The sequence below is a fragment of the Amycolatopsis sp. NPDC031561 genome (assembly GCF_055580625.1).
Window position 1 is genome coordinate 308,855 of the sequence record NZ_JBVILA010000007.1, and the last position, 21,491, is coordinate 330,345.

Consider the following 21,491-nt stretch of genomic DNA (forward strand, 5'->3'; position numbering starts at 1 on the left):
CGGCACTTGTGCGAAAAGAGGTAACCGGACGATGCAGGCCCGAGGACGCGCCGTCCTCGCGACACTTCTGCTCGTGGCGTTCCCAGTGGTGGTCGTCGCGGTGGGTGTCGCCAGTGTGCTGGCGGGCCTGCGGATCCAGGGCAAGATCGGCACCTACGTGATGCTCGCCGGGCTCGCGATCATGATCGCGCTCGGCTTCGGGCTGGTGAGCGCGCTGCGGGCGCGGCGGCCGCCGATCGAGGGACCGCGGCTGGCTCGCGACGCCCATCCGGAGCTGTGGGAGATGATCGACGACCTCGCGGCCCAGGTGAAGACGCGGCCACCGGACGAGATCGTGCTGATCGGCGAGATCAACGCGGCGGTCAGCGAGGACGCCCGGTTCCTCGGCCTGCGACCGGGCCGCCGGACGATGCTGGTCGGACTGCCGTTGCTGGCCGCGCTGAGTGTGAGCGAGCTGCGTTCGGTCCTCGCCCACGAACTCGGCCACTACAGCGGCGGCCACACCCGCCTGCTCGCACTGACCTATCGCGGCACCCAGACACTCGCCTTCACCGTCGACAGGCTCGACGGCGGCCCCGCCAGGGCCCTGCTCTCCGCTTACTCGAAGCTGTACTTGCTGGTCGCGCGGTCGGCGAACCGGCGGCAAGAACTCCAGGCCGACGAGGCGTCCGTGCTCGCGGCGGGAAGCCGGACAGCGGCCGCGGCGCTGCGGAAGGTCGCGACACTCAACCCGCTCTGGAAGGACTACGCCGAGCGCTACATCTCGCTCGGCGCGGCGGCGCGGCGCACTCCCGCGGTGCTGCTGGGCTTCCGGTCGTACCTCAACCACCCGGTCCAGCGGGACTGGATGACCGAGTACGCCGAAGACATCCTCGACGGCGAGGAACTCTCGAAGTTCGACAGTCATCCGCCCACGAAGCGGCGGATCGCCGCGCTGGCCGGCGTGCCGGACAACCCGGTGAAGCCGGACGCGCGGCCGGGCTGGGCGTTGCTGGGCGCGCCGAAGATCGATGTCCCCGAAGCGGAACTGGCGGTGCTGATCCGCGACGTCGGGCCGCGGGCGGACTGGGACGAGGTCGTCAAACGCGCCGGGCGGGCGTCGGTGGCGGAGGGCGCGAAGCTGCTGACCTCGGCCGGGATCGAGAGCAGGCTGGCGCCGCGCGGCACGATCGGCGAAGTCGTCCGGGTCCTGCGCGACGGCGACGCGGACGCGCTCGCCAAACCCCTGCGGGCCCCGTCCCGCGAAGAGGGCCGCGCACTGCTGACCGAGTTGTTCGCCGACACCGTCACCGCCGCGATGATCGACAACGGTGTCGCCGCGCACCGCCTGAACTGGGGCGGCGGCTGGGAACTGTGCCTCGGCGACGGCGAGCCGTTCGACGTCACCGAACTGGTCGGCCCCGCGGTGCAGAGCCCGCGCGCGGTCGACGAACTGGTCCACAACCTGCAGTTGCTCACCGTGCCCGCCGGGTATTTCTGCAAGCAGGAGCCCGAACGGGAGCCGGATCCCGCCGAAGCACGGATGCTCGGGATGTTCACCGCGTTGAAGGCCAAGCGGAAGCTCTACGACCTGGTCGTCTGCGACACCGAAGTGGTGCTGCTGCCGATGTCGCGTTCGGTGCTGGTCCGCCGCGGCGTCGCCGGGCTCATCGGAGCGCGCGGGGTGTCGGACCGCAAACGGATCCGGAAGCTGCGGGAACGCGGCCTCGACGATCTGCGCGCCGAGCCGGGCGCGCGGCGGATCCCGTTCACGGACATCGTCGCGGGTGGTTTCCCCCGCCGGAAGCTCACCGTCTACCTGACGATGGAACTCTCCGACGGCGAGACGCTGGAACTGGCGATCACCGGCAACACAGAGGACTTCGGGACCGCACACGACGACCTGAAAGCGTTCTTCAGCTCGCTTAAGGCTTGACCGCCACGCCGCCCAGGCTCAGGTAGTTCAGCCGGGTCAGCGGAGCCAGACGCGGGCCCTCCGGCCACCATTCGTGCAGGTGGACGAGACCGGGATCGAGCATCTCCAGCCCGTCGAACAGCGACTCGATCTCCTCGCGGCTGCGGTGCACCGTGCCATAACCGATGCCGTCCATCAGGCCGTCGAGCTTCCGCGCGAACTCGCCGTACGGCCCCTCGCCGTCGGTGTAATAGTGCGTGAGCAGCAGATACGACCCGGGGGCGAGCGCGTCGACATAGCCGCGGACGATGGCTCGCGCCCTGTCGAGGTCTTCGATGTGGTGCAGCACCGCGTTGAGCAGCACCGCGACCGGGCGGTCGAGTTCGAGATGCCCGGCGATCGCCGGATCGTTCAGCGTCTGCTCGGGATCGCGCAGATCCGCGCCGCTGACGTGCACGAGATGGTCTTCCAGCAACGCCAGTCCGTGCGCCTGGACCACCGGGTCGTCGTCGACGTAGATGACCAGCGCGTCGGGGTTGTACCGCTGCGCCGTCTGGTGCGTGTTCTCGACGTACGGCATGCCGGAGCCCAGATCGAGGAACTGGCCGACCCCACGGGTGCCGGCGAGGAACCGGACCACCCGGCTGGCCCAGGACCGGAACTCCTTGGCCACCGCGGCGCCGTCGGGGGCCACCGTGAGGAAGGCTTCGACGGCCAGCCTGTCGATCTCGTAGTGGTCGTGTCCCCCGAGGAGGGCGTCCTTCATCCGGGCGAGATTGGGTTTGTCGTAGTCGAGGGGCGGTAACGGGCGCCTCGGCATGGACCGGACCTCGTCCGAAGTCATGGACACGCTCCACCCTTCAGCCGTATGCGGATCGCGGCGAACACGGTCCACGGCTCCCTCGACATCGACGGACAGTGCACAGGTTACGACATGGCGTATGGGAATGTGAACCTCCCCACAGCCTTGCCTACCTGCAATGATCATCCGAAGACGAGCTCACCCCAGGTGATCCCGCCGTCGGTGGTGCGGTACACGGCCGAGCCGCCCTCAGCGTCGGGGAGCCCGTCGACCACCACCCCGACGAGCTCGTCCGGGAAGTCCAGATCGTTGAGACAGACCCCGCGGCCGCTGAGCACCGTCGTCGTCCAGGTCGCCCCGCCGTCGGCGGTGCTGTGCAGGAATCCGGTGCCGCCGCCTTCCGCCGCGACGGTCGCCGCCGCGGGCGAAGCGGCGCTGAAACTCTGGTTGATCCCGAGCGTGGGCGCTTGCGCCGTTCCGGTGAACCGCCCGCCGAGCTTCGGCGCCCGCCACAGCCGCCGGACGGTCGACCCCGGCTGCGGCGTCCCCGGTCCCCCGCTGCACAGCGCCAGCACGTGCCCCCGCCGGACTCCGCTCAACGAAGCCGAACTGTCCGCCGGGCACGGTGCGGGCGCGGACTCGAAGGTCAGGCCGTCGGACGACGTCCAGTACTTCTGGACGCGGTAGTCCGCCCCCATCGACACCTGGATCCCGCCGCTGGTGGCGATGTCGCCGTAGGTCGCGGAACCGGTGACGGTGAACCCCGGGACCGGCTGGAGGACCCGCGTACCGGCGATCCCGGCGTACAGCGCCGTCGTCGACGGGCTGCCGAAACCGGTGACCATCGCGAACACGCGAGGTCCTGCTTCGGTGATTTTCGAAATATAGAAAGGTTCCCGGACTCCGGCGAGGCGGACGCGGGACCAGTTGACGCCGCCGTCGCGGCTGGCGAGCAACCGGGTGCCGTCGGAGAGGAAAATATCGCGTTCGTCGATCACGGTGAGCTTGACCTGGTTGTGGTTGTCCGGCAAGGAGATCGGCGGCGTGCCGACTCGCCGCCACCGCTTCCCGCCGTCGGCCGTCGACAGCAGCGACGCACACCATCCCGGTGTCCCGCACGGCGAAAACCCGAGGACGAACCCGCGCAGCGGCCCGGTCCAGCTCGTCGAGGCGGGCGCGAAACCCTTGGGTACCAGCGAATCGGCGGTGGCGGGCGGAGTGATCACAGCGACGGCGGTCAAGGCGGTGACGGCGAGCGCGGCCCACCGGTTCGGCTTCATGACCACGAGACGTCCGGCCCTCGCGGGGGTTGCCCGCCGTTCGGGGTGAACCCGCGGATCACGTCCGGTACGCTCGCAAACCTTGTTTCGCCCGGAGCCGGACCGGGTATACGGCGTTCGGCCGGTGAGACGGAGGTAGCACCGATGGACGACGCGGGTTCGCGCGCTGGCGGTGACGACGACGACCTCGACGCTGGGACCACCCAGCGACGGTTCAGCCTGAACGTCCACGATCCGGATCACCTGCCGCGCAAACTCGCCGGCCGGTACGAGGTCGGGGATCTGCTCGGCCGCGGCGCGACCGCGCGGGTCTTCCGCGCCCGCGATCTGCGCGAGCGGCGCGAGGTCGCGCTGAAACTGTTCCACGCCGACACGATGACCCGCGACGAGCGCCGTCGCGAGCAGGAGATCCAGGTTCTCAGCGCGGTCCGTCATCCCGGGCTCGTCCCGTTGTACGACGCGGGTTCCGACGACGGCTACACCTATCTCACGATGCGTCTGGTCGAAGGGCCGAATCTGGCCCAGCGCCTGCGATCCGGCCCGCTCTCCCAGGACGCGGTCGTCGATCTGGCCGCCCGGTTGAGCGACGCGCTCGCGCACGTCCACGCGCACGGCATCACCCACCGCGACCTGAAACCGGCGAACATCCTGATGGCCGACGACGGTCCGCTGATCGGCGATTTCGGTGTCGCGCACGCCTTCGACGCCACCAGGGTGACCGAGACCGGCGGTGTCGTCGGCACGGCGGCGTACATGGCACCCGAACAGGTCCGCGGTGAGAACGTCGGACCGCCCGCCGACGTCTACTCGCTCGGCTTGGTCCTGCTCGAATGCCTGTCCGGGGAACGCGAATACACCGGGACGCCGGTCGAGGCCGCGGTCGGGCGGCTGCACCGGTCGCCCCGGATCCCCACCGGACTGTCGGTGACCATGTCGACGCTGCTGCGCGGGATGACCGCGCGGAAGCCGTCGCAGCGCCCGACCGCCGCGGCGATCTCGCGGATCCTGCTGGAGGACTCCACCGGGACCAAGGTCGCCCATCTCAACCCGGGCACCCGCAAGCGGGCGGCCGTGGTCGCCGCCATCAGCGCACCCGCCGCCGCGATCACCGTCGGCGTGCTGCTGATGGTCAGCCAGACCGGGACGAACCCGCCTGCTCAGCCGGGCGGAATGCTCCCTCCGGCGGCGACAGGCACCTCAGGTCCGGTGGCGGGACAGGGACAACCGTCCTCGGAAGCCGTCGAAGTACCGACCCGCGACGCGAAGGCACCCAACGGCACGGTCGTGGTGACCGAAGCCGTCCCGGTCTCCGCGAACCGGCCCAATACCGCCGAAAGCGTCGGCGTCACGTCGACACCGAGTGGCGCCACGGCCTCCAACGGCGACCCGAGTACCTCGGACAAACCGAGCAAGACGAAGACCCGGACCAAGTCGAGGACCAAGACCCGGGATCCCGGCTGAGCTTCCGCCCGGCCGGGCTGTCCACTGTGGACGATGATGGGAGACGGCGATGACCTACATCAACGACCCGCGTGAGCCTCAGGTGCCCCAAGAGGAGATCGTCGAACGGACACCCGCCCGGATCCGCGTCGTCCGCGTCGTCAACGCCCTCATCCGCGCCGTGTGCTCGGTGTTCGCACTGGTGCTCGTCGTGCACATCCTGCTGGTGTTCGGCGAGGCCAACGCGGGCAACGGTTTCGCGCAGTTGATCGACCAATGGTCGCGAGGGGTCTCGCTGGGCCTGCGCAACCTCTTCACCCCGGACGGGGCGAAGCTGCGCACCCTGCTCAACGACGGGCTGGCCGCCCTGCTGTGGCTCATCATCAGCGGCGTGCTCACCGACCTCATCACCCGGATCGGCATCCCCGGGCCGAAACGGGTCTGGTACCGGCGAACACTCAGTTGAGCGAATCCGGCTTCCCCCGCGGGGCGTCACCGGCCTGGGCCTGCTCGGCCTGGGCGTCGGTGACGGTCGCGGCGGCTTCCACGGCCTGACCGGCGGGCCGCTGCCCTCCGGTCTCCGGTTCGGTGTCGAAATGCTCACGGCACCAACGGCCGTAGCGTCTCGAATGCACGGTCATCGCGGCACCTCCTTCTCTACCACCAGACTCCCTCAATTATGTGACGAGCGCCACTCGTTTACCCGGACTCACTTGCCGAATTCGGACACGATCGCGGCACAGAACGCGGGCAGGTCATCGGGATTCCGGCTGGAGATCAAGCCGTTGTCGTTGACGACCTCCTGGTCGACGACCGTGCCGCCGGCATTGCGGATGTCGGTGCGGACGCTGGGATACGACGTGAGCGTGCGACCGCGGACGACGTCGGCCTCGACCAGCGTCCACGGCCCGTGACAGATGACCCCGACCGGTTTGCCGCTGTTCACGAAATCGCGGACGAACCGCACCGCGTTCTCATCCGCGCGCAGATTGTCCGGATTCATCGTGCCGCCAGGCAGAACGAGGGCGTCGAAGTCGTCGACCGTGACGTCCTTGACGACGCGGTCCACGGTGAACTTGTCCGCCTTGTCGATGTCGCCGTTCATGGCCTGGATCTCCCCGGTTTCCAGGGAGACGACCTCGGCCGTCGCCCCGGCATCGGTGACCGCTTTGCGCGGTTCGACCAGTTCGACCTGTTCCACGCCGTCCGCGGCGAGAATGGCCACTCGGCGTCCGTTCAGTGATGTCGCCATCGGGTTTCCTCCTCAAGTCGGCTTCGCCCCCGGGCTACCCCGCACCGGCCCGGTCGAATCACCGGTATGAAGCGCGATCACCGGGGGTATCCCGGCCGCATGCGACTACGGCGAGCGGACCTCGGGTCCCCCGGCATCCGAAGACGGCGCAGAGGCCGTGGCTTCGGCTATCTGACCTCGGACGGCGAGCCGCTGAAGGACAAGGAAACGATCGAGCGGATCAACCAGCTGGCGATCCCGCCCGCGTGGCGGAAGGTGTGGATCTCCCCGCACGACAACGCGCATATCCAAGCCGTCGGTGTGGACGATGCCGGGCGTAAGCAATACCTCTACCACGCCGACTGGCGCCGGGCGCGGGACGAGGAAAAGCACGAACGGGTCCTGGCGTTGGCGCGGAGGCTTCCCAAACTGCGTGAGGTGGTCCAGGAGGACCTCCACTCCCGAGGGCTCACTCGCCATCGTGTCCTCGCCGGGGCCCTGCGCATGATCGACCTCGGTGTGTTCCGGACCGGCGGCGAGAGCTACGCCGACGAGCACGGCACGCACGGGGTGGCGACCCTGTTGTGCGAACACGTCGAGCTCCACAGTGACTGCCTGGTCTGCGACTATCCGGCGAAACACGGGATCCAGCGCAAGGTGCGGTTACGCGACGAGGGACTCGTGCGGCTGGTCCGGTCGCTCCGGCGGGAACGGGGTGGCGACGTCCGCCTGCTCGCCTATCGCGGCAAGGAAGGTTGGCACGAGGTGAGGGCCGACGACATCAACGAGCGGCTCAGGGAACTCGTGGGCGATGGCTTCTCCGCGAAGGACCTGCGCACCTGGAACGCGACCGTGCTCGCCGCGTCCGCCTTTGCGGCGCTGGAGAAGCCGTCCAGCCAGCGCGGTCTGAAACGCGTCGAGAAGGCCGTGATGACCGAGGTCGCGGAAGGTCTCGGCAACACCCCGGCCGTCGCCCGGAGGTCCTATGTGGACCCTCGAGTGATTACGGCGTACCAGCAGGACAAGACGATCGCCCGCGCGGCAAGGCGGGCGGAGAAGGTCACCGACCCGAACGAGGCGCGTGACATCGTGGAGCGGGCGGTGCTGCGGCTACTGCGCGGGTCGTGAGGCCTCGATGGCGAGGACGGCGATGTCGTCGTGCGTCCCGCTGCCGAGCCATTCCCGCACCGCCGAACGCACCCGGGCGACCACGTCGCGGCCGGACAGGCCCCGGCAGCCGGTCAGCAGTTCGCGCAGGCGCTCGTCCCCGAACAAGTCCGACGGCCGCTCGTGATGGCGCGCCTCGGTGATCCCGTCGGTGTAGAGCAGGCAGACGTCGCCCTCGGCCAGCCGGATCGTCGTCTCGGCGAACCGGGCCTGCGGGGAGATCCCGACCAGCGTGCCGGGCAGGGTGATCTCGTCGACCCCGCCGCGTCGGCGCACCACCAGCGGCGCGGGATGCCCGCCGGAAGCCAAAGTGACGGCGAGACCGTCCTCGCCTGCCAGCACCGAACCGAGCACCAGCGTGGCGAACCGGCCGCTGCCGCCGGTGATGAGCAAGGAGTTGAGCAGGCTCAGCAACGTCGTGTTGTCGTGCTCGACGAGATTGAGCGCGGCGAGGGTCTGCCGGACCCTGCCCGTGAGCGCGGCCGCCTCGGCTCCCTTGCCGCAGACGTCGCCGAGCACGTACATCGCGCCGCCGTCTTCTCTCGGGAGGACGTCGTAGAAGTCGCCACCGACGTCGAGCAGGCCGCTCGACGGCTCGTACCAGACGTCGAACTTGACGCCGGGAACGTCGGGCGGCGGAGTCGGGCGCAGCGTGGTCTCCAGGCCGCGGGTGGCCTCTTCCTGGCGGGCGTAGCGATGCGCGTTCGCCAGCGCCGTCCCGGCCGCCCGGGCGAACTCGGTCACCGCGCGCGGGTGGTCGTCGCCGAACGCGGGCGCGCCGCGCCTGCCGAGCAGGACCGCGCCGGTGACCCCGGCGCCGCCGTCGAGGCCCAGTGAGACCACGGTGACCGACGAATGGCCGGCGAGGCGCTCCGCGACGACCGCGGGCAACGTCGCGACCTCTTCCTCCGGCACGGCCTTGGCCTCGGGCTCCTCGGTGGAGGCGAAGGTGCCGGCGAGCACCGGCGCCAGCTGGGCCGGGACGCGGCGGATCCGGCCGTGCCCGTGGCTGGTGCGGTGGTCGCAGCTCCACCACTCCCACCGCCCCCGGGTGGTCGGCAGCAGGACGAACACACAGTCTGCGAGTTCGGCGGCGGCGACCTCGGCGATCACCTTCGCCGTCCCGTGCCGCCCCCGGGCTGAGGCCAGCCGGGGCGCCGAAGTGGCGAGGAAGCCGTCGACGCGCGGGCCGTCGGCCGCGACCTCGGAGGTCACCGTCCAGGCGTGCCAGCCGCCGGGCAGGGTCCGGATGCGCGCGGGGAACCGGCGGCCGGTGTGCTCGACATGCCCGACGTCGGGGCCTTCGGCGGTCAGTATCGGGCGGCCGCCGCCGAACAGCTCGCGGGCGGCGGGATTCGACCAGCGCAGCGCGCCGCCGACGTCCTGCACGAGCACGGCGTCACGCACGTCTTCGAGCAGCTCGCGCCAGAACCTCCCGGATTCGGGCAGCGCGCTCTCGCTCGTCGTGGGCGACGGCTCCGAGGGGAGCGACGTCGAGGCCGGGGCGGGCCGTGACACCATTCCCGGACCTCCTCCTGCCTGGCGGGTAGCGCAGCGTGAGCGGGCGGACTGGCTCGAAGTGTAGGTCGAATCATGGCACGCTGATGCGACGACCATGGCTTGGCATGCGTGGTGGAGAGGGTCGACACAGATGACACAGCACTCCCAAAGGGACCGGACCCCCGTGGAAGGTGGTGGCGCCCAGGTGGACGAAGCGACTCTGGAACGCCTGCTCGCGGCGGCTCGTGACCTCGGGGACGGCAACTTCCGGCGACGGTTCGTGGCACACGGCGACGGGCTCGCGGCCCAGCTCGCGGGCGCCTTCAACGACATCGCCGAACGCAACCAGCGACTGGTGACCGAGCTCCTGCGCGTCCGCGAAGCGGTCGGCAAGGAAGGCAGGCTGACCGAGCGCGTCGCGGCCGAGATCGGTCCCGGCGGCTGGGCGACCGCGGTCGACGTCGTCAACGGGCTGATCGAGGACGTGAGCAGGCCCACTGCCGAGCTCAACCGCGTCCTGGGCGCGGTCGCCGAGGGCGATCTTTCGGAGCCGATGCCCCTGGAGGTCGGCGGGCGGCCGCTGCAGGGTCAGTTCGCCGAGGTCGCGAAGACACTGAACGGCCTGATCAAACAGCTTTCCCGGTTCGCGACCGAGGTCACCAGAGTGGCCCGCGAGATCGCCACCGAAGGACGGCTCGGCGGACAGGCCGAGGTCCCCGGCGTGGCGGGCACCTGGCGTGATCTCACCGACAACGTCAACGTCATGGCCAGCAACCTGACCGACCAGGTCCGCAACATCGCCCAGGTCACCACCGCCGTGGCGCGGGGAGACCTGACCCAGAAGATCAACGTCGACGCGCGCGGCGAGATCCTGGAGCTCAAGAACACCGTCAACATCATGGTCGACCAGCTCTCGTCGTTCGCCGACGAAGTCACCCGCGTCTCGCGCGAGGTGGGTAGCGAAGGCCGTCTCGGCGGCCAGGCGCAGGTCCCCGGCGCGGCCGGCACGTGGCGCGACCTCACCGACTCGGTGAACCTGATGGCGGACAACCTGACCGACCAGGTCCGCAACATCGCCCAGGTCGCCACCGCCGTGGCCAAGGGCGATCTGTCGCAGAAGATCAACGTTGACGCCAAGGGCGAGATCCTAGAACTCAAGAACACCCTGAACACCATGGTCGACCAGCTCTCGTCCTTCGCCGACGAAGTCACCCGGGTCGCGCGCGAGGTCGGCAGCGAAGGGCGTCTCGGCGGCCAGGCGACCGTGCCGGGCGTCGCGGGCACCTGGCGCGGGCTCACCGACTCGGTGAACCAGATGGCGGACAACCTGACCGACCAGGTCCGCAACATCGCCCAGGTCACCACCGCCGTGGCCAAGGGCGACCTGACACAGAAGATCACGGTCGACGCGCGCGGCGAGATCCTCGAACTGAAGACGACCGTCAACACGATGGTCGACCAGCTGTCGTCCTTCGCCGACGAAGTCACGCGAGTGGCACGCGAAGTCGGTACGGAAGGTCAGCTCGGCGGGCAGGCGCAGGTGCCCGGGGTCGCCGGGACCTGGCGCGACCTCACCGGGTCGGTCAACTTCATGGCGAACAACCTCACCGCGCAGGTGCGGAACATCGCCCAGGTGGCGACGGCGGTGGCGAAGGGCGACCTGTCGCAGAAGATCGCCGTCGACGCCAAGGGCGAGATCCTCGAACTCAAGAACACGCTGAACACCATGGTGGATCAGCTGTCGTCGTTCGCGGACGAGGTCACCCGAGTCGCCCGCGAAGTCGGCAGCGACGGGCGGCTCGGCGGCCAGGCACAGGTGCCCGGTGTGGCCGGGACCTGGAAGGACCTGACCGACAACGTCAACTTCATGGCGAACAACCTGACCGACCAGGTGCGGAACATCGCCCAGGTCACCACGGCGGTGGCCAAGGGCGATCTGACGCAGAAGATCATCGTCGACGCGCGCGGTGAGATCCTGGAGCTCAAGAACACCGTCAACATCATGGTCGACCAGCTGTCCGCGTTCGCCGACGAAGTCACCCGCGTCTCCCGCGAGGTCGGCACCGAGGGCAAGCTCGGCGGCCAGGCACAGGTGCGCGGCGTCGCCGGGACCTGGAAGGACCTCACCGACAACGTCAACGTCATGGCCGACAACCTCACCGATCAGGTGCGGAGCATCGCCACGGTGACGACGGCGGTGGCGAACGGCGACCTGTCGAAGAAGATCGCGATCGACGCCCAAGGCGAGGTCGCCGTCCTCGCCGAGACGATCAACAGCATGGTCGAGACGCTGCGCGCGTTCGCCGACGAGGTCACCCGGGTCGCGCGCGAGGTCGGTACCGAAGGCATCCTCGGCGGCCAGGCCCGCGTCCCGAACGTGGCGGGCACGTGGAAAGCCTTGACGGACAACGTGAACGTCATGGCCGACAACCTGACCGGCCAGGTCCGCAGCATCGCGACGGTGACCACCGCGGTGGCCCAGGGCGACCTGTCGAAGAAGATCGACATCGACGCCCGCGGCGAAATCCTCGAACTCAAGACGACCATCAACACGATGGTCGACCAGCTGTCGTCCTTCGCCTCCGAAGTCACGCGTGTCGCGCGCGAGGTCGGCACGGACGGCACGCTCGGCGGACAGGCGGAGGTGCCCGGGGTCGCCGGGACGTGGTCGCGGCTGACCGAGAGCGTGAACCAGCTGGCCGGGAACCTGACCACCCAGGTGCGGGCGATTGCGCAGGTGGCCACCGCGGTGACCGCGGGCGATCTGACCCGGCACATCACCGTCGACGCGTCCGGGGAGGTGGCCGAACTCAAGGACAACATCAACCAGATGATCGCGAACCTGAAGGAGACCACCCGGGCGAACCGCGAACAGGACTGGCTCAAGACCAACCTCGCCCGGCTGTCCGCGCTCATGCAGGGCCACCGCGATCTCGCTTCGGTGGCTTCGCTGATCCTGTCCGAGCTGACGCCGCTGGTGTCCGCGCAGCAGGGCGCGTTCTTCCTCGCGCGCGAAGACGAGCAGGACGAAACGGTCCTGGAGAGCATCGCCACCTACGGGCTGGCGAAATCCCAAGCGGGCCTTCGGTTCTCCCCCGGCGAGTCGCTCATCGGCCAGGCCGCCGTCGACCGGCGCACGATCCTGGTCCACGAGGCCCCGCCGGAGTACGCGCTCATCTCGTCGGGACTGGGCTCGGCCGCGCCGGTGAACGTGATCGTGCTGCCGGTGCTGTTCCAGGGCGAGGTGCTCGGTGTGCTGGAACTGGCGACGATCAATGCGTTCAGCACCGTCCACATCGACCTGCTGGAGCAGCTGAAGGAGACCATCGCGGTCAACGTCAGCACCATCCAGTCCAACTCGCGCACCGAGGCGCTGCTGACCGAATCCCAGCGCCTGGCACAGGAACTGCGCGCGCGGTCCGAGCAGTTGCAGGCGCAGCAACGGGAACTGCGCCGGTCGAACACGGATCTGGCGGAGAAGGCGGCACTGCTGGCGCAGCAGAACCGCGACATCGAGGTCAAGAACAGCGAGATCGAGCAGGCGCGACAGGAACTCGAAGAGCGCGCCGGGCAGCTGACCATGGCGTCGCAGTACAAGTCCGAGTTCATGGCGAACATGTCGCACGAACTGCGGACTCCGCTCAACAGCGCGCTGATCCTCGCGAAACTGCTTTCGGAGAACCCGGACGGGAACCTGTCGGAGAAGCAGATCCAGTTCGCGCGGACGATCTACTCGGCGGGCAGCGACCTGCAACAGCTGATCAACGACATCCTCGACATGGCCAAGGTCGAAGCCGGGCATCTCGATCTGCAGATGTCCGACGTCACGCTGCCGGAAGTGGTCGAGTACGTCGAATCGATCTGCCGGCCGCTGACTTCGGACAAGGGCCTGGAATTCGCCGTCCTGATCGACCCGCCGGTGCCGTCGTCGATCCACACCGACGAACACCGTTTGCAGCAGGTGCTCCGGAACCTGCTGTCCAACGCGGCGAAGTTCACCGACGAGGGCGCCGTGCGCCTGCACATCCGCATGGCCGACCAGGGCGAGGTCGAAGCCGACTCGCTCCGCCAGGCCCCCGGTGTCCTCGCGTTCGCCGTCGAAGACACCGGAATCGGCATCGCGCCGGACAAACTCGCGATCATCTTCGACGCGTTCCGCCAGGCCGACGGCACCACCAGCCGCAAGTACGGCGGCACCGGGCTGGGCCTGTCGATCAGCCAGCAGCTGACGGAACTGCTCGGCGGCGAACTGCGCGTCCGCAGCGAACCCGGCAAGGGCAGCACGTTCACCCTGTACCTGCCGGTGAGCGCGTCGAACCTGATCGTCCCGACCACGCAGGCGAGCGGCGTCCCGCTGATCATGGCCGTCCCGCAGGTGATCCCGGTGACCTCGTCGCTGCGGTTCCACGGCGAGAAGATCCTGATCGTCGACGACGACCTGCGCAACGTCTTCGCGCTGGCCGCCGTCCTGGAACGCAACGGCCTGGAAGTCATCTACGCCGAGACCGGCGTCGCGGGCATCCGGGCCCTGGAACGGCACGAGGACACCGCGCTGGTGCTGATGGACGTGATGATGCCCGAACTGGACGGCAACGCCACGATCACCGCGATCCGCGCCGAAGCCGCGCACGAGGACCTGCCCGTGATCGCCGTCACCGCGAAGGCGACCGCGGAGGACAAGGCGCGGACCTTGGCCTCGGGAGCGGACGACTACGTCACCAAGCCTGTCGACACGGACCGGCTGCTGGACCTGATCGCGGCGCACCTGGAAGCGGATGCCGCCTCGAGCGGCCTCTCGCAGGCCGTTGTCCCTGCGGACACTTCGGACTGAGGCCGCGGACTGCGGTCGCCCGCTGGTCGCTTGAAGTACGTGAAGGGGTCCTTCACGCGCCGTCGCTGGGTCTCGTGAGGTTGCTGAGGCTAAGGGTGCTGTTCCGGGCCTGTTCTGGGCGAGTGAGGGGAACTTTGAGGGACCCTGGGTCCCTCAAGGAGTCCTTCACGGACACCGCGGCCACTCACGACCCACGGCGGCGTCAGCAGGGTCTGTCTCGAACTCCCGGTCCCGAACATGAAAGAACCCGCAGGCCAGAGTGCCTGCGGGTCTCGTTTGAAACTGTGGAGCGGGTGACGGGAATCGAACCCGCGTAGCTAGTTTGGAAGACTAGGGCTCTACCATTGAGCTACACCCGCATGCACCCGGAGGACCCGGGTGCGAAAACAGCTTAGCGTGACCCGCTAGGCTGTGTGCACACCCCCCGGCAAGATCGGGGAAGTCACGGGATGTGGCGCAGCTTGGTAGCGCATTCGCTTTGGGAGCGAAGGGTCGCAGGTTCAAATCCTGTCATCCCGACCAGATGAGGCCGGACCTGCGGGTCCGGCCTTTTTCGGTCCGGAACGCAAGAGGAGAGCCCGTGGAGATCCGCCCGGCCCGCAGCACCGACGCCCCCACCGTGACCGCGCTGCTCACCGAGCTGGGCTACCCGGACAACAACGAGGCCGACGTGCGCCGTCGGCTCGAACGCTGGGCCCGTCATCCCGAGGGTGCCGCGCTCGTCGCCGTGTCGGACGACGGCGTGATCGGCGTCGTCGCGGTGGTCGCGATCCCCCTTCTCGAGAAGGAAGGCTCCGGCGGCCGGATCGTGACCCTGGTCGTGGACGAGACCCAGCGCGGCACGGGGGTCGGCCGCGAGCTGGTCGCCGCGGCCGAAGCGGAGGCGCAGCGCTGGGGCTGCAACTTCATGGAGGTCACCAGCTCCCGCCATCGGACCGGCGCGCACGCCTTCTACCGGGCGCGCGGCTACGAGGACCGCTGCGAACAAAGCGCCAGGTTCGTGCGCCAGTTGACCGTCTGACCAGCTCCCGGATGCTGAGAGCCCTAGGCCCCTCGGCACCCGCTTGCGAACATCGGCACCGTGACCGGCAGGCGGAGCGCCAGTGCCAGCGCGGTGCTCCGCGTGGTGCTGGACGAAGGGGCGATAGCGCGCAGCACCATCGCGCGCCGCACCGGGCTGTCCGCGGCGGCCGTCACGGGGCATGTGGCGGAGCTGATGCGCCGGGGGTTCCTCATCGAGCTGCCCGAGGTCGCCGGCGCGGTCGGCAGGCCGCATGTGCCGCTGGAGCTCGACACCGAGCGGTTCGTGGTGGGCGGCGCGCATATCGCGGTCGACCATCTCACCGTCGGGTTGCTGGATCTGCGCGGGAAAGTGCTGGCCCAGCAGGAGGCCCCGCATCACGGCGCCGAGCCCGCCGTCCAGGTCGCGCAGATCGCGGAGTTGCTCGACGACCTCCTCATCGGACACGCGCCGGAGCGGACGCCGCTCGGGCTGGGCGTGGCGACCGGCGGGTGGGTCGACGAGGCCTCGGGGACGGTGGTGGAGCACGGTTTGCTCGGCTGGCACGGGGTTCCGTTGCGCGAGCTGCTCACGGAGGTCACCGGTCTCGACGTCCGGGTCGACGGGCATTCGCGGGCGCTCATCCACGCCGAACGCCTGCTGGGGCAGCCGAGAGCGCGCAGCAGTGTCGTGCAGTTGTTCACCGGCAACGTGGTCGACGCCGCCTTCGCCACCGGCGACACCGTCCATCATGGTCCTCGTTCGGCGGCGGGCGCCGTCGCGCATCTGCGGGTCGACGACAGTGAAGAACCGTGTCGCTGCGGACGTTCCGGTTGTCTCGAGGCCACGGTGTCCGAGCGGACGGTCGCCCGCAAAGCCGTCGAAGCGCGAATCATCGAAGAACCGGATTTCACCGGCGTGCTCCATTTGGCGGCATCGGGAAATTCGGCTGCCATCGCTATTTTCCACGAGCGTGCGCGAATAATCGGACAGGCCGCCGCCTTGCTCTTCGACGTCCTCAATCCGGAAATTCTCATCGTTCTCGATCAGAGTGTACGCGACGTCGAAGGCTGCCTTTCCACGATCCGGGACGAGGTCTCCCAGCGATCCTGGATCTGCCAGGACGCGACGAAAAATGTTGTGGCGTCGAGCTTTCCGGGTACCGAGCTGGCTACGGCCGGTGGCGCCGTCATGCTGAACGTCCTCTACGAAGATCCGCTTTTCACGAAGCTCGCCAACGCTTCTTGAGCCGGGGTTACTTCATTTAATCGCAAAATTGACGCTCTCCACCGGGCCTGCGAAGAATCTCCTTCAACGACGCGAACCCGAACGAAAGAGCCCACCGTGAAGAAACCAGTGCCCTTACTCGCCGCGGCCGCCGTGCTTCTCGCCGGGGTGGCGCTGTCGGGCTGCGGCGCGTCCGCGAGCCCGGCGAGTGTCGCCGGACAGCCGGAGAAGCTCGAACTCCGTTACCAGGGATCGGCGAACAACGTCACGTTCCCCGAACTCGCCGAAGACCTCGGCTACTTCGGCCCGGTCAAGCTCAAGTGGGTCGGGAACACGATCAGCGGACCGCAGGACATCCAGTCCGCCGCGACCGATCAGACCGATTTCGGCGGTGCCTTCACCGGCGCGGTCGCCAAACTCGTCGACGCCGGCGCCCCGATCAAGGCCGTCGTCAACTACTACGGCTCCGACGAGAAGACCTTCTTGGGCTTCTACGTCAAGGAAGACAGCCCGATCCGCAACCCTCGCGACCTCATCGGCAAGAAGGTCGGCGTCAACACCGTCGGCGCGAACCTGGAGGCCGCCCTCGACACCTGGCTCAAGCGCCAGGGCCTCTCCGACGCCGAGATCGACCAGGTGCAACTGGTCGTCCTGCCGCCGATCAACACCGAACAGGCCCTGCGCAACGGCCAGATCGACGTCGCGGCGCTCAACGGCGTGCTACAGGACCGCGCGACCGCCGTCGGCGGCCTGCGGCCCATCGTGAAGGACGTCGAGGCGTTCGGTCCCTACAACGGCGGGCCGTACGTGCTGCGGACCGACTTCATCAAGAAGTACCCGGAGACCACGAAGACCTTCGTCGCCGGCGTCGCCAAGGCGATCGAATGGGCGCGCACCACGCCGCGCGACGAGGTGATCGCCCGGTTCACCAAGATCATCCAGAACCGCGGCCGCAACGAGAACACCGAAACGCTCAAGTACTGGAAGAGCACCGGCGTCACCAAGGGCGGGCTGATCTCCGACAACGACTACACGCTCTGGACGGACTGGCTCAAGCAGTCCGGGTTCATCAAGAACGACCAGGTCGACCTGAAGAAGCTCTACACCAACGAATTCAACCCCTTCCGCGAAGGCGGTGGCGCATGACCGCCAAGATCAGCCTTCGCTCGGTCACCAAGACCTTCGGCGCGCTGACCGCGCTGGACGATGTCTCCCTCGACATCGAGGACGGCACGTTCCTGTCGCTCGTCGGGCCGAGCGGGTCCGGCAAATCGACCCTGCTCGACCTGCTCGGCGGCCTCGCGAAGCCGAGCTCCGGCGAGGTCCTGATCGACGGGAAGCCCATCACCGGACCGGGCCTGGACCGCGGGGTCGTGTTCCAGCAGTACGCCCTGTTCCCCTGGCGCACCGCACGCGCCAACGTCGAGTTCGGCCTCGAAGGCGGCACGCTCACCAAACGGCAGCGCGCCGAACGGGCACGGGAATTCCTCGACCTGGTCGGGCTTTCCGGCTTCGAGGACCATCTCCCCCACCAGCTTTCCGGCGGGATGAAGCAACGTGTCGCGATCGCGAGAAGCCTCGCCTACGACCCCGACGTGCTGCTGATGGACGAGCCGTTCGCCGCGCTGGACTCGCAGACCCGCGAGCTGCTGCAGGAAGAACTGCGACGGATCTGGGGCCGCACCGGCAAGACCATCGTGTTCATCACGCACAGCATCGAAGAAGCCGTCTACTTAGGACAGAGGGTCGCGGTGCTCACCTCGCGGCCGGGCAGGCTCAAGGACGTCGTCGACATCGACCTCGGCGACCGCTCGAACGACGACCTGCGGTCGGCTCCCGCGTTCGTCGCGCATCGCCACCAACTGTGGGAACTCCTGCACGACGAGATCCGGAGGGCCGCGTGACCACCACCCTCGAAGCGCCTGCCGTCCACACCGGACCGAAGGTCGCCGAGCCACCTCGCAAGAAGAAGAACCGGCTGAGCAAGGCCTTCCGCAGCTCGGCGGCGATCCTGCTCTTCCTCGCCGTCTGGGAACTCGCTCCCCGCTTCGTCCTCGACGAAGGCACGCGGACCTTCCTTCCGCCGCTGTCGGAAGATCTCGTCGCGCTCTGGGAGCTGGTCCTCAACGGGCAGCTGGCCGATCATCTGCTGGCGAGCCTCGGCCGGTCCGCCGCCGGGTTCGTGATCGCGGTGGCCGTCTCGGTCCCGCTCGGGCTGCTGATCGCCTGGTACCGCCCGCTCGCCGAATTCCTGAACCCGTTGCTGGAGCTGGCCCGCAACACCGCCGCGCTGGCCCTGCTGCCGGTGTTCACGCTCCTGCTCGGGATCGGCGAGGTGTCCAAGATCGCGCTGATCGTCTACGCCTGCGTCTGGCCGGTGCTGCTCAACACGATCGCCGGGGTGAACACCGTGGATCCCTTGCTGGTCAAGGCCGCGCGTTCGCTCGGGCTGTCGAGTCCGAGCCTGTTCCGGAAGGTGATCCTGCCGTCGGCGGTGCCGACGATCTTCACCGGTATCCGGATGGCGGCGGCGTACTCGATCCTCATCCTGATCGCCGCCGAAATGGTCGGTGCCAAGGCCGGGCTCGGCTATCTGATCAACAACTCCCAGGTCAACTTCCAGATCCAGCAGATGTACGCCGCGATCATCACGGTGTCGGTGCTCGGGCTGGCCATCAACGCGGGCTTCGTCGCACTGGAGCGGCGATTCTCCACCTGGCGTGTCAAGGAGAAGGCATGACCTCGCAGAAACACCTGCACCTCAACGCGTTCGTGATGCCGAACGGGCATCACGAGGCCGCCTGGCGGCATCCGAGCACGGATCCGCGCCGCGCCGCGACGCTGAAGCACTATGTCGACATCGCGCGCACGGCGGAGCGCGGCAAGCTGGATTCGCTGTTCCTCGCCGACGGCGTCGCCTTGTGGGGCAACGTCCGCTACAACTCGCACACCCTGTTCGAGCCGCTGACGCTGCTTTCGGCGCTGGCCGGGGCCACCGAGCACATCGGCCTCATCGCCACCGCGTCGACGACCTACAACGAGCCGTACCACCTGGCACGGAAGTTCGCGTCGCTCGACCACCTCAGCGGCGGGCGCGCGGGCTGGAACATCGTGACGTCGGCGGGTGAGGACGAGGCCCGCAACTTCAACCGCGACGCCCGGCCGGCGCACGCGCTGCGCTACGAACGCGCCACCGAATTCGTCGAAGTGGCCAGGAAACTCTGGGACAGCTGGGACGACGACGCGGCCAGGATCGACAAGGAGACCGGGGTCTACGCCGACACCGACCTCATCCACCCGATCGACCACAACGGCCCGCATTTCCAGGTGCGCGGCCCGCTGAACATTCCGCGGCCGGTGCAGGGACATCCTTTGCTGGTCCAAGCCGGTTCGTCCGAGACGGGCAAGGAATACGCGGCCCGGTTCGCCGAGGCGGTGTTCACCGCGCAGCAGACGTTCGCCGAGGGCAAGGCCTTCTACGACGACGTCAAGGGCAGGCTCGCCAAGTACGGGCGCTCGCCGGAGGAGATCAAGATCCTGCCGGGGATCAGCCCGATCCTGGGCCGCACCGAGGCCGAAGCGAAGCAACGCGAGGCCGAACTCAACGCCCTCATCACGCCCGCGTACGGCGTGCGGCAGCTGTCGAACATGCTCGACCACGACCTCACGCCGTATCCGCTCGACGGTCCGCTGCCCGACGTCGGCACCTTCACCGAAGGCGCGCAGAGCCGGTTCGAGCTGGTCACCGGCCTGGCGAGGCGCGAGAACCTGACCATCCGCCAGCTGATCGAGCGGCTGGCCGGCGGCCGAGGACACCGTGTCTTCGCGGGGACCGCCACGCAGGTCGCCGACCAGCTGGAGCACTGGTTCACCGAAGGCGCCGCGGACGGCTTCAACGTCATGCCGCCCACGCTGCCCGGCGGGCTCGAGGACTTCGTCGACCTCGTCGTCCCGGAACTCCAGCGGCGCGGGCTGTTCCGCACCGAGTACACCGCCACGACCTTGCGCGGCCACTACGGCCTCGCCCGCCCAGTCAACCGAATCCCAGTGAAGGAGCACGCCGCATGACCGCCCTCAACACCCAGGTCGAGGTCCGCAAGATCACCGGCAGGATCGGCGCGCAGGTCATCGGCGTCGATCCGGCCAAGGAACTCGACGCCGCGACCGTCGCGTTCGTGACCGACGCCCTGCACGAGCACAAGGCGCTCGTGTTCCGCGATGTCGACCTCGACGACGCGGGCCAGCAGCGGTTCGCCGAGCACTTCGGCGAGTTGACGAAGGCGCACCCGACCGTCCCGTCGGTCGACGGCGAGCCCGCCATCCTGCCGGTCGACAGCGAACAGGGCCGCGCGAACCAGTGGCACACCGACGTCACCTTCGTGCACAACCCGCCGAAGGCCAGCACCCTGCGCAGCCTGGTCGTGCCGCCCTACGGCGGCGAGACGCTGATCGCCAACTCGGCCGCCGCCTACCGTGACCTGCCCGAGCCGCTCCGGGCGTTCGCGGACACGCTGCGCGCCGAGCACACCAACGACTACGACTACGCGAAGGCGCCCGAAACCCTCGACGAGGCGGAGCAGGAACGCCGCAAGGTGTTCGTCTCGCAGAAGTTCCGCACGGTGCACCCGGTGGTGCGGGTGCATCCGGTGACCGGCGAACGCGGGCTGTACATCGGCGGGTTCGCGCAGCGGATCATCGGGCTGTCCAAGGGAGAGTCGCGCGACATCCTGCGCCTGCTGCAGTCCTACGTGACGCGGCCGGAGAACGTCGTCCGGGTGAGCTGGGAGCCGAACCAGCTGGTCCTGTTCGACAACCGCATCACCCAGCACTACGCCGTCGACAACTACGACGACCTGCCCCGCCGCCTGAACCGGGTGACCGTGGCGGGCGACGTCCCGGTGGGCATCGACGGAGTGCCCAGCGAATCCCTCGAAGGCGACGCCTCGCACTACTCCCCCGTCGCCTGATCCCGCGTCCTGATCCCCCGCGTTTCGTCCTCTAGTTGCGGTCCTTGCGCGTGCAACTACCGCAACTAGGGCGTGTTTTAGAAGTGTGTCTTGGTTTGAGATGATCTTCGTGTGGGGCGTGGTGACCTGACGAATGAGCAGTGGGCGATACT

Annotated in this window: 17 protein-coding genes and 2 tRNA genes; 13 read left to right on the plus strand and 6 right to left on the minus strand. The window is 68.6% G+C overall.

Translation table 11 applies throughout. The features are described from left to right. Positions 1-73 precede the first annotated feature (73 nt). On the plus strand, positions 74-1,915 hold the full coding sequence (locus tag ACZ5IK_RS18255; protein WP_465488729.1) for a M48 family metalloprotease: 1,842 nt from the start codon (positions 74-76) through the stop codon (positions 1,913-1,915). Here ACZ5IK_RS18255 and ACZ5IK_RS18260 read toward each other — a convergent pair. Beyond that, positions 1,905-2,738 carry an SAM-dependent methyltransferase gene (locus tag ACZ5IK_RS18260; RefSeq protein ID WP_465488730.1) on the minus strand — a complete coding sequence of 278 codons (834 nt, stop codon included), beginning with the start codon at positions 2,736-2,738 and terminating at the stop codon, positions 1,905-1,907. The genes ACZ5IK_RS18255 and ACZ5IK_RS18260 overlap by 11 nt on opposite strands. Positions 2,739-2,878: 140 nt before the next feature. Next, on the minus strand, positions 2,879-3,976 hold the full coding sequence (locus ACZ5IK_RS18265; protein WP_465488731.1) for a sialidase family protein: 1,098 nt from the start codon (positions 3,974-3,976) through the stop codon (positions 2,879-2,881). A 144-nt stretch (positions 3,977-4,120) separates the two neighbouring features. On the opposite strand from ACZ5IK_RS18265, the gene ACZ5IK_RS18270 reads away from it, so the two are divergent. Together ACZ5IK_RS18270 and ACZ5IK_RS18275 are read left to right on the plus strand one after the other, a co-directional pair. Next, complete coding sequence (locus tag ACZ5IK_RS18270; RefSeq protein ID WP_465488732.1) at positions 4,121-5,437, plus strand: serine/threonine-protein kinase; 1,317 nt, start codon at positions 4,121-4,123, stop codon at positions 5,435-5,437. Between the two features lie 49 nt (positions 5,438-5,486). Continuing rightward, positions 5,487-5,882 (plus strand): hypothetical protein, encoded by a 396-nt coding sequence (locus ACZ5IK_RS18275; RefSeq protein WP_465488733.1) that lies wholly within the window; start codon positions 5,487-5,489, stop codon positions 5,880-5,882. Here the strand turns inward: ACZ5IK_RS18275 and ACZ5IK_RS18280 are convergent. Together ACZ5IK_RS18280 and ACZ5IK_RS18285 are read right to left on the minus strand one after the other, a co-directional pair. Further along, positions 5,875-6,057 (minus strand): hypothetical protein, encoded by a 183-nt coding sequence (locus ACZ5IK_RS18280; RefSeq protein WP_465488734.1) that lies wholly within the window; start codon positions 6,055-6,057, stop codon positions 5,875-5,877. The genes ACZ5IK_RS18275 and ACZ5IK_RS18280 overlap by 8 nt on opposite strands. A gap of 68 nt (positions 6,058-6,125) precedes the next feature. Further along, on the minus strand, positions 6,126-6,668 hold the full coding sequence (locus ACZ5IK_RS18285) for a type 1 glutamine amidotransferase domain-containing protein (protein ID WP_465488735.1): 543 nt from the start codon (positions 6,666-6,668) through the stop codon (positions 6,126-6,128). A gap of 99 nt (positions 6,669-6,767) precedes the next feature. Here ACZ5IK_RS18285 and ACZ5IK_RS18290 point away from each other — a divergent pair, with 99 nt between their 5' ends. Continuing rightward, positions 6,768-7,775 (plus strand): DNA topoisomerase IB, encoded by a 1,008-nt coding sequence (locus ACZ5IK_RS18290; protein ID WP_465488736.1) that lies wholly within the window; start codon positions 6,768-6,770, stop codon positions 7,773-7,775. On the opposite strand, the gene ACZ5IK_RS18295 is transcribed toward ACZ5IK_RS18290, so the two are convergent. Then, entirely contained in the window at positions 7,758-9,335 is a 1,578-nt protein-coding gene (locus tag ACZ5IK_RS18295) for a SpoIIE family protein phosphatase (RefSeq protein WP_465488737.1), read from the minus strand. The two genes, ACZ5IK_RS18290 and ACZ5IK_RS18295, sit on opposite strands and share 18 nt — an antisense overlap. 184 nt (positions 9,336-9,519) lie before the next feature. On the opposite strand from ACZ5IK_RS18295, the gene ACZ5IK_RS18300 reads away from it, so the two are divergent. After that, a complete protein-coding gene (locus tag ACZ5IK_RS18300) occupies positions 9,520-14,145 on the plus strand; it encodes a HAMP domain-containing protein (protein WP_465488738.1) in 4,626 nt (1,541 codons plus the stop codon). Between the two features lie 285 nt (positions 14,146-14,430). On the opposite strand, the gene ACZ5IK_RS18305 is transcribed toward ACZ5IK_RS18300, so the two are convergent. After that, positions 14,431-14,504 (minus strand) — tRNA-Gly (locus ACZ5IK_RS18305). An 86-nt stretch (positions 14,505-14,590) separates the two neighbouring features. Between ACZ5IK_RS18305 and ACZ5IK_RS18310 the strand changes: the two genes are divergently transcribed. The 8 genes from ACZ5IK_RS18310 (at position 14,591) to ACZ5IK_RS18345 (ending at position 21,339) form a co-directional block, all read left to right on the plus strand. After that, positions 14,591-14,667: transfer RNA gene (locus ACZ5IK_RS18310), tRNA-Pro, on the plus strand. A gap of 58 nt (positions 14,668-14,725) precedes the next feature. Next, positions 14,726-15,166: a GNAT family N-acetyltransferase gene (locus ACZ5IK_RS18315; protein WP_465488739.1), complete on the plus strand. Its 441-nt coding sequence runs from the start codon at positions 14,726-14,728 to the stop codon at positions 15,164-15,166. Positions 15,167-15,226: 60 nt separating this feature from the next. Beyond that, positions 15,227-16,393 (plus strand): ROK family protein, encoded by a 1,167-nt coding sequence (locus ACZ5IK_RS18320; RefSeq protein ID WP_465488740.1) that lies wholly within the window; start codon positions 15,227-15,229, stop codon positions 16,391-16,393. Between the two features lie 96 nt (positions 16,394-16,489). After that, the gene (locus tag ACZ5IK_RS18325) at positions 16,490-17,518 is read left to right on the plus strand and encodes an ABC transporter substrate-binding protein (RefSeq protein WP_465488741.1); all 1,029 of its coding nucleotides are present in this window, start codon (positions 16,490-16,492) and stop codon (positions 17,516-17,518) included. Next, the gene (locus tag ACZ5IK_RS18330; protein WP_465488742.1) at positions 17,515-18,276 is read left to right on the plus strand and encodes an ABC transporter ATP-binding protein; all 762 of its coding nucleotides are present in this window, start codon (positions 17,515-17,517) and stop codon (positions 18,274-18,276) included. Before ACZ5IK_RS18325 ends, ACZ5IK_RS18330 begins: the two co-directional genes overlap by 4 nt. Further along, positions 18,273-19,112, plus strand: a complete 840-nt coding sequence (locus ACZ5IK_RS18335; RefSeq protein ID WP_465488743.1) for an ABC transporter permease — start codon at positions 18,273-18,275, stop codon at positions 19,110-19,112. Before ACZ5IK_RS18330 ends, ACZ5IK_RS18335 begins: the two co-directional genes overlap by 4 nt. Beyond that, the gene (locus ACZ5IK_RS18340; protein ID WP_101605951.1) at positions 19,109-20,440 is read left to right on the plus strand and encodes an LLM class flavin-dependent oxidoreductase; all 1,332 of its coding nucleotides are present in this window, start codon (positions 19,109-19,111) and stop codon (positions 20,438-20,440) included. Before ACZ5IK_RS18335 ends, ACZ5IK_RS18340 begins: the two co-directional genes overlap by 4 nt. Beyond that, positions 20,437-21,339 (plus strand): TauD/TfdA dioxygenase family protein, encoded by a 903-nt coding sequence (locus ACZ5IK_RS18345; protein WP_465488744.1) that lies wholly within the window; start codon positions 20,437-20,439, stop codon positions 21,337-21,339. The genes ACZ5IK_RS18340 and ACZ5IK_RS18345 overlap by 4 nt, the downstream gene beginning before the upstream one ends. Positions 21,340-21,491 lie beyond the last annotated feature (152 nt).